Genomic DNA, 8,204 nt, shown 5'->3' with positions numbered 1-8,204 from the left:
GGCGGCATGCGCTTCGAGCAGTTTTCCAATGTGGCGCAGGCCTGCATTGCCGGGCTTGGCATCGCGCTGATGCCGATTTTCCTGATCAAGGCGGAACTGGAGGCGCGGCAGCTTGTCAGGGCCTATGACCATTCCGTGCGCAGTACCAGCGCTTATTATCTGGTCCGGCCGCTGAACAAGGTCAAATATCCGCCGGTGGTCGCCTTTTCCAACTGGTTGCTGGAGCAGGTTCGCCATTTTGAGGCAGAGCGACGGCGTTAGCCGCCGCTACCCGGCATGCAGTTCCTTGAGCATGATTTCCATCCTCTCGGGGGCGCCGTTCTTGTGCCGTAGGCCTACTGCCGAGGATAGGACGTCCACCACCACCAGGGCGGCGATGCGCGAGATGGTCGGTGTATAGAGGTCGGCATTGTCGAGCGTCGCCACCTGGATATGGATATCGCAATGTTCCGAGAGCGGTGATTGCATGCCGGACACACCGATGACTTTCGCGCCGCCGGCCTGGGCCGCCTTGGCGGCCTCGATCATCGGCAGATTCTGCCCCGTATTGGAGAACACCACGGCGACATCGCCTGTCTGCATCGATGCGGCCGTCGCCAGCTGCTGGTGAATGTCGGCCTGGGCCCCGCAGGGCACGCCGAACAGCGGAAATTTCTGCTGTGCATCGAGCGCAACGATATTCGATGCGCCGATGCCGAAGAACTCGATGCGGTGTGCCGTCGCAAGCGCATCGACTGCCTTTTCGATCGTCTCGATGTCGAGATGGCTGCGCGCCCAGTCGAGGCTGGTCAGCGTATAGCCGAAAATCTTCTCCACCAAGGCATCCGGTTTGTCGGTCTCGGAGAGCACCGAATGCGTCGGCGCCACGCCGAGAGCCAGGCTGTGCGCCAGTCTGAGTTTGAATTCCTGATATCCCGTGCAGCCGATTGCCGTACAGAAGCGGATCACTGTCGGTTCGCTGACGTCGGACAGCGCAGCCGCTTCGGCAAGCGTCGCATTGAGCACCCGGTGCGGATCCTCAAGCACACGGTCGGCCACCTTGCGCTCCGACTTCCTGAGATCGTCGAGCGTCCGCCGGACGATCTCGACTATATTGGCACCTGTACCCCGCATCGGGCTCTTGTTGCGCAACATGTTGGCCCCCTTTCATTCCGGATCGTCAAGCGTCAAGACGGATTCGATCCAAAAATGATTTCCCATCAAAATGGCGCGTCTCAATATGTCTTAACTACCGCATGAAAATTCACTACATTGTCATGATTAGCATGTTTGTCGGCATATAAATAGTGAAATTCGCGTGAGAACGTAGAATTTACGGAAAGATAAGGCTTTCTTAGCACTTATGCCGGCCGTTCGCCGGCCGAATGCCATCCGTCCTTGTCGGCGAAAGACCGCGTATTTGGCGGAATTGTACAACATTCATCGGCGCCTGCGAGGTCGAATGCAAACAGATTGCCTCGTCGTCCGATAATAATTGACATATGGCAAGAATTCAGGGCAAGCGCTATGCGCCTTTCCTCGCCTGTCTCGCTTTTTCATTCCCAGTGTGAAATTGCCGGGAAATAAAATCCCGTTCCTGTGCGTCCCTTACTTCAGTTGAAGAAGGATAAAGGCACACAATGGTAAAATTGGCGGCGGCAGTTCTGGGTGTTTGCCTGACATTTCCCGCGATGGCATATGCAGGCGGTGCACTCGACTGCAGTTTCAGCGACACGACCGGTGAATTCTTCTTCGGTGGGCTCTATGCGCAACTGGGCAATTCCAAACTGGAAAATATCTCCGGCAGTTTCGAAACCGCCAATCTCCGCTTGCCGCCGTCATTCAGTTCCTTCGAGTTCCGGCCGGAGCAACTGGTCGAGCAGAGTTTCGACGCGAGCGCCATCCATCTGAAATTCGACGTCAAAGCCGGCCTGACCGAAACCGCCCCGTCGATGACCATCACGATCGACAGCCGCCACGCACCGAACGACAAAATCGCCTATGTCGGGGGCTACTCGCTCGTCGTTTCACCGCCCCGACAGGAATTCACCGGCACGGTGTATTGCTACGTCCAGGATTGACGAATTTCAGCGGTTCGCCTTCTTGAGCGCCGAAAAGATCACGTCATAGCCGGCACGACGGAAATGGCCGAAATCGTCGGCGTAATTGGCGCAGACCGGCCCCTGATGGGCTTTCGCGGAGGCAACACGTAGCGGCGCGTCATAAAGGCCACAGGTAATTTCGGATGCTTCGGCCTCGAAATAATGGAGATAGGGCAGAGTTTTGGCCCAGTCGCGCATCTCGGCATTGACCGCGAGCCGCGCATCGTTGCGAAAGCGGAAATCGCTCCCGCGCGGCGGAATGCCCATGACATGGACCACCGCCATGGGCCACTGATTATGCGCCGCCAAGACGACCAATTTGATGCCGGCGGCGATCGCGCAGGCCGGCATGTCTTCCCGGGTCAGATTGTTGGTGCCGATCACCACGACCAGCGTTGACGGCTTTGTCTGGTCGGCTCTCGGTTTGCGCAGTTGCCACAATGTGTTTTGCGTCACGCTGCCGCCGACGGCGAAATTCCAGACCCTGTCCGTCCCGAACTGCTGGCGCGCCATGTCATCAGGCCAATTGGCGGCAAGCGAATCCCCGATCAGCACCACATCTGCCTCACCCGGCGGATGTTCCAGCAGTGTCGCCGACTTTTCCAGTCCTTCGGGATATTGGTAGGGCGCGGGATCCGTGGCGACCGCCACGGCAAAACGGTTGCACTCGCCAGCCGCGGGCTGGCTGCAGACCACCGCGCCGCAAAAGGCCGCAAGTGCAACCGGACGCACCAACATCGGCATCCTCTTATGGACTGCTTCAACGGCAATCATCTTCTGCCTCCGACGGCCGTTTCCGGCGACGTGAAATCTGCAATTGCAGGCCGGTCAGCTGCATCTGCCATTCGTCTGGCTGATGGCGTTACGGGATTGTTATTCAAGCAGGATTGATCGGCGTCAAGCCATTGCACCACGCTTCGGTATTGCAATAGTGAATGGCGCGAATAGTATGGCTCCATGGCGGCCAGCGCCTCAATATCCATGCGAGGCTGGCGGAGGTCTACGCTCTGACCGGGACGAGCTGACAAACAGGGGAACTATCACAATGACCAACGAACTTGACTACCTCAGCAGGCGCGTTGCCGCCGGTAAGCTCACCCGCCGCGATTTCCTCGGCCGCGCCGCGGCCCTTGGCGTCGCCGCCACTTTCGCCGATGGCCTGCTGGCCACCGCCGGCTATGCCGACACGCCCGTCAAGGGCGGCACGCTCAAGGCCGGCCTGCAGGGCGGCTCCGCCACCGACAGCCTCGACCCCGCCACATGGCAGAGCCAGGTGCCCTATTTCTTCGGCCGCCAGTGGTCGGAACAACTGGTGCAGGTCGATCACGCAGGCGTGGTCCAGCCGGCGCTCGCTGAAGAATGGGGCGCCTCGAAGGACGCCAAGGTCTGGACCTTCAAGATCCGCAAAGGCGTCGAATTCCATAACGGCAAGTCGATGACCCCGGCCGACGTGCTCGCCACCATGCAGCGCCATTCAGACGCCAAGTCGAAGTCGGGCGCGCTCGGCATCATGCAGGGCATCGACAACATCAAGCTCGACGGCCAAAACCTCGTCATCGCGCTGAAGGACGCCAACGCCGACCTGCCCTTCCTGCTCGACGATTACCATCTGATGATTCAGCCGAACGGCGGCAAGGACAATCCGACCGAAGGCATCGGCACCGGTCCTTACAAGATCACCACCAACGACGTTGGCGTCCGCCTCGGTGGTGAGAAGTTCAAGAATTACTGGCGCGACGATCGCGGCTTTGCCGACCAGATCGAGATCATCGTCATCAACGACGCCACGGCCCGCATGTCGGCGCTGCAGGGCGGCCAGGTGCACATGGTCAACCGCGTCGAGCCGAAGATCGTCAACCTGATCAAGCGCGTGCCGGGCATCACCATCCGCAACGTCGCCGGCAAGGGCCATTACGTCTTCATCTGCCACTGCAACACCGCGCCTTTCGACAACAACGACCTGCGCCTGGCGCTGAAATTCGCCATCGACCGCGACGAAATGGTGCAGAAGATCCTGATGGGTTATGGCTCGGTCGGCAACGACACGCCGATCAACAAGGCCTATCCGCTGTTCACCGAGATGGAGCAGCGCAAATACGATCCGGACAAGGCGGCGTTCCACTACAAGAAATCAGGTCATTCCGGCTCGGTCCTGCTGCGCACGTCCGACGTTGCCTTCCCTGGCGCTATCGATGCTGCCCAGCTCTACCAGCAGAGTGCCGCCAAGGCCGGTATCACGCTGGAAATCAAGCGCGAGCCGGGCGACGGCTACTGGTCGGAAGTCTGGAACAAGCAGCCCTTCTCCGCCTCCTATTGGGGCGGCCGGCCGACCCAGGACCAGATGTATTCCACGGCTTATTATTCCAAGGCCGACTGGAACGATACCCGCTTCTTCAACGACAAGTTCGACAAGATGCTGTTCCAGGCGCGCGGCGAACTCGACACTGAAAAGCGCAAGAAGCTCTATGCCGACATGGGCACGATCGTGAACCAGGAAGGTGGCGTCATCGCTCCGATGTTCAACGACTTCATCGACGCCACCGGCCCGAAGGTCGGCGGCTGGTATGACGACGGCAACCAGGAACTGATGGGCGGCTACGCACTTTCCAAGTGCTGGCTCAAAGCTTGAGCGTGGGCCGGCGCCCATGTCTTCGCCCGTATTGAAACTGATCGCCCAGCGCGTTGCGCTGGGCATTGTCCTGTTGCTCGCGGTCTCGGTGCTGATCTTTGCCGGCACGTTGATCCTGCCGGGCGACGTGGCGCAAGCAATCCTCGGCCAATCGGCGACGCCGCAAGCGTTGGCGAACATGCGCGAGTCCATGCACCTCAACGACCCGGCTTATATCCGGTATTTCCGTTGGCTCTGGGGTGTTTTGCATGGCGATCTCGGCAAGTCCCTGGCCAGCCAGCTCGATATTGCCGGCTCGATCGGCGAGCGGCTGTCGAACACATTGTTCCTGGCCTTCTGGGCGGCGGTCGTCGCCGTGCCGCTGGCAATCATTCTTGGGCTGACGGCAGTGCGCTACCGCAATGGCTGGGTCGACAAACTGATCACCGGCCTCGCGCTCGCCTCGACCTCGCTGCCGGAATTCTTCATCGGCTATCTGCTGGTCTATTTCTTTGCGGTCCAATATCAGATCTTCCCCGCGGTCTCGACCGTCTATCCCGGAATGTCTTTCCTCGAAAGGATGCAGGCGATCGCGCTGCCGGCGATGGCGCTGACGCTGGTCGTGCTGGCGCATATGATGCGCATGACCCGCGCCACCATCCTCAATGTCATGCAGTCGGCCTATATCGAAACAGCAGAACTCAAGGGGCTGACCGCGTTCGAAATCATTCGCAAGCACGCCTTCCCCAACGCTGTCGCACCGATCGTCAACGTGGTGATGCTCAACCTTGCCTATCTCGTCGTCGGCGTCGTGGTGGTCGAGGTGATCTTTGCCTATCCCGGCATGGGGCAATATCTGGTCGACAATGTCACCAAGCGTGACGTGCCGGTGGTGCAGGCGGTCGGTCTGATCTTCGCCGCCATCTACATCGTGTTGAACATGATCGCGGACGTGGTGTCGATCCTCGCCAATCCGCGGCTCAGGCATCCGAAGTGAGGACGAGATGTTGAGACGCATCCCCATCGGCGCCCTTATCGGCCTCATCCTTACCGCAGCCTTCCTGCTGATCGCCATCTTCGCCCAGTTCATCGCCCCGCATGGCCTCGGAGAGATTCTCGGCGATGCCTGGCTGCCCATGTCGGCGAAATACCCCCTGGGCACCGACCAGCTCGGGCGCGATCTGCTGTCGCGCATGATCTACGGCGCCCAGACGACGGTCTTCATCGCCGTGCTCGCGACGGCGCTGTCCTTCTCCCTCGGCGCCATCTTTGGCTTTGCCGCGGCGGTGATCGGTGGCTGGTTCGACATGCTCGTCTCGCGCGTGGTCGACATGCTGATGGCAATCCCGACACTGATCTTTGGCCTAGTGGTGCTCTCTGTGCTGCCGTCCAATGTCTTTACGCTCATCATGGTGATGGGCATCCTCGATTCGACCCGTGTTTTCCGGCTGTCCCGCGCCGTGGCTGTCGATCTCAATGTCATGGACTTTGTCGAAGCCGCGAAGCTGCGCGGCGAGGGCAGACTTTGGGTGATCTTCGCCGAAATCCTGCCGAATGCATTGACACCGCTGATCTCCGAACTCGGCCTGCGCTTCATCTATGCGATCCTGTTCCTCTCGGCCCTTTCCTTCCTCGGCCTCGGCGTGCAGCCGCCGGATGCCGATTGGGGCAGCATGGTCAAGGAGAACAAGGATGGCATCGTCTTCGGCGTGCCGGCCGCACTGATCCCGGCGGCGGCCATCGCGCTGCTGGCGATATCGGTCAATCTCGTCGCCGACTGGATCCTCAACCGCACCACCAGCCTCAAGGGAGGGCGCGGCAATGGCTGAGACCTTGCTCGACATCCGCAACCTCCGAATCGAGGCCACCGCTTACCCGCCGGGCGAGCCGCCGAAGAATGTGGTTCTGGTCGACGATGTATCGCTGACACTTGAAAAGGGCAGGGTTCTCGGCCTGATCGGCGAATCCGGCGCGGGAAAATCGACCATCGGCCTGTCCGCCATGGCCTATGGCCGTGGCGGCGTCAGGATTACCGGCGGCGAGATCGTGCTCAATGGCCGCGACATCCTCAAGCAGGGCCGCAATGGCGTCCGCAAACTGCGCGGCCGCGAGGTCTGCTATGTCGCGCAATCGGCGGCGGCCGCATTCAACCCTGCGCAGAAGCTGATGGACCAGGTGGTGGAAAGCTCGCTCAAGCACGGTGTCGCCAACCGCACCGAGGCGGAGCGCCGCGCCGTGGCGCTGTTCCGCAAGCTGAGCCTGCCCAATCCCGAAACCATCGGTAACCGCTATCCGCACCAGGTCTCCGGCGGCCAGCTCCAGCGCGTCATGACTGCGATGGCGCTCTGCCCCGAGCCGGACCTGATCGTTTTCGATGAACCGACGACAGCACTCGACGTCACCACCCAGATCGACGTGCTGGCCGCGATCAAGGAGGCGATCCGCGACACCCATGTCGCCGCTCTCTACATCACCCATGACCTCGCCGTGGTCGCGCAAGTGGCTGACGACATCATGGTGCTGAGATATGGCAAGATGGTCGAGAAGGGCTCGACGCACGAGATCATCAAGGAGCCGAAGGAAGCTTATACCCAGGCGCTGGTCTCCGTGCATCGCGTGCCGCACGAGGAAAAGCAGCCGACGCCCAAACCGATCCTTTCAGTGAAGAATGTCACGGCCGCGTACGGCCGCGGTACGGTCAAGGTGCTGAAGAACGTCTCGGTCGACATCCATCCCGGCCAGACCCTGGCTGTCGTCGGCGAATCCGGCTCCGGAAAATCGACGCTTGCACGCGCCATCACCGGTCTCCTGCCGCCCTCGGAAGGCGAGGTTGTATTCGATGGCCGGACGCTGTCGAAGCGGCTCGCCAATCGAAGCAAAGATGACCTGCGCCAATTGCAGATGATCTACCAGATGGCCGACGTGGCGATGAACCCGCGTCATACCGTCGGCACGATCATCGGCCGCCCCCTGACCTTCTACTTCGGCCTGCGTGGTGCTGCGCGTGAAAAGCGTGTCATCGAACTGCTCGACGAGATCGAGATGGGCAAGGGTTTCCTCAATCGCTACCCGGCCGAGCTGTCCGGTGGTCAGAAGCAGCGCGTCTGCATCGCCCGAGCGCTGGCCGCCAAGCCGAAGCTGATCATCTGCGACGAGGTGACCAGCGCGCTTGATCCCCTGGTGGCCAACGGCATCCTGAAACTGCTGCTCAACCTGCAACAGCACGAGCATGTCGCCTACCTCTTCATCACCCACGACATTGACACGGTGCGGTCCATCGCCGATTCGATTGCGGTCATGTATCGCGGCGAGGTGGTGCGCTATGGCGCCAAGAGCAAGGTGCTGGCGCCGCCCTTCGACGATTACACGGACCTGTTGTTGTCCTCGGTGCCGGAGATGGAAATCGGCTGGCTGGAAAAAGCAATTGCTAGCCGAAAGATGGCGAGCGCGGGGAATTAGGCAAAACGCTCATTTGCTTTTGGGGAGAGAAGCAAGTGACGCCCGGGCGCCCATTG

General features: G+C 60.5%; 8 protein-coding genes. 6 read left to right on the top strand and 2 right to left on the bottom strand.

The window, feature by feature from the left end; all coding sequences use genetic code 11:
• A partial coding sequence (locus tag AC1D06_RS11930) for a LysR substrate-binding domain-containing protein (RefSeq protein ID WP_477986371.1) occupies positions 1–261 on the top strand: 261 nt, incomplete at its 5' end.
• 6 nt (positions 262–267) lie between these two features.
• Here AC1D06_RS11930 and AC1D06_RS11925 read toward each other — a convergent pair.
• Positions 268–1,134, bottom strand: coding sequence for an SIS domain-containing protein (locus tag AC1D06_RS11925; protein ID WP_477986370.1), 867 nt, complete (start codon positions 1,132–1,134; stop codon positions 268–270).
• 485 nt (positions 1,135–1,619) lie between these two features.
• Here AC1D06_RS11925 and AC1D06_RS11920 point away from each other — a divergent pair, with 485 nt between their 5' ends.
• The gene (locus AC1D06_RS11920) at positions 1,620–2,060 is read left to right on the top strand and encodes a hypothetical protein (protein WP_477875816.1); all 441 of its coding nucleotides are present in this window, start codon (positions 1,620–1,622) and stop codon (positions 2,058–2,060) included.
• A gap of 6 nt (positions 2,061–2,066) precedes the next feature.
• Here AC1D06_RS11920 and AC1D06_RS11915 read toward each other — a convergent pair whose 3' ends face one another.
• The gene (locus AC1D06_RS11915; protein WP_477875815.1) at positions 2,067–2,819 is read right to left on the bottom strand and encodes an SGNH/GDSL hydrolase family protein; all 753 of its coding nucleotides are present in this window, start codon (positions 2,817–2,819) and stop codon (positions 2,067–2,069) included.
• 307 nt (positions 2,820–3,126) lie between these two features.
• On the opposite strand from AC1D06_RS11915, the gene AC1D06_RS11910 reads away from it, so the two are divergent.
• The 4 genes from AC1D06_RS11910 to AC1D06_RS11895 are packed head-to-tail and all read left to right on the top strand — an operon-like array spanning position 3,127 to position 8,148.
• Positions 3,127–4,710: an ABC transporter substrate-binding protein gene (locus tag AC1D06_RS11910; RefSeq protein WP_477986369.1), complete on the top strand. Its 1,584-nt coding sequence runs from the start codon at positions 3,127–3,129 to the stop codon at positions 4,708–4,710.
• Between the two features lie 16 nt (positions 4,711–4,726).
• Positions 4,727–5,686, top strand: coding sequence for an ABC transporter permease (locus AC1D06_RS11905; protein ID WP_477875813.1), 960 nt, complete (start codon positions 4,727–4,729; stop codon positions 5,684–5,686).
• A gap of 7 nt (positions 5,687–5,693) precedes the next feature.
• Complete coding sequence (locus AC1D06_RS11900) at positions 5,694–6,518, top strand: ABC transporter permease (RefSeq protein WP_477875812.1); 825 nt, start codon at positions 5,694–5,696, stop codon at positions 6,516–6,518.
• A complete protein-coding gene (locus tag AC1D06_RS11895; protein ID WP_477986368.1) occupies positions 6,511–8,148 on the top strand; it encodes an ABC transporter ATP-binding protein in 1,638 nt (545 codons plus the stop codon). The genes AC1D06_RS11900 and AC1D06_RS11895 overlap by 8 nt, the downstream gene beginning before the upstream one ends.
• Positions 8,149–8,204: the final 56 nt, after the last annotated feature.

It is taken from the genome of Rhizobium sp. P2_G2 (assembly GCF_056403555.1).
This window is presented reverse-complemented; position numbering and strand designations above follow the sequence as displayed.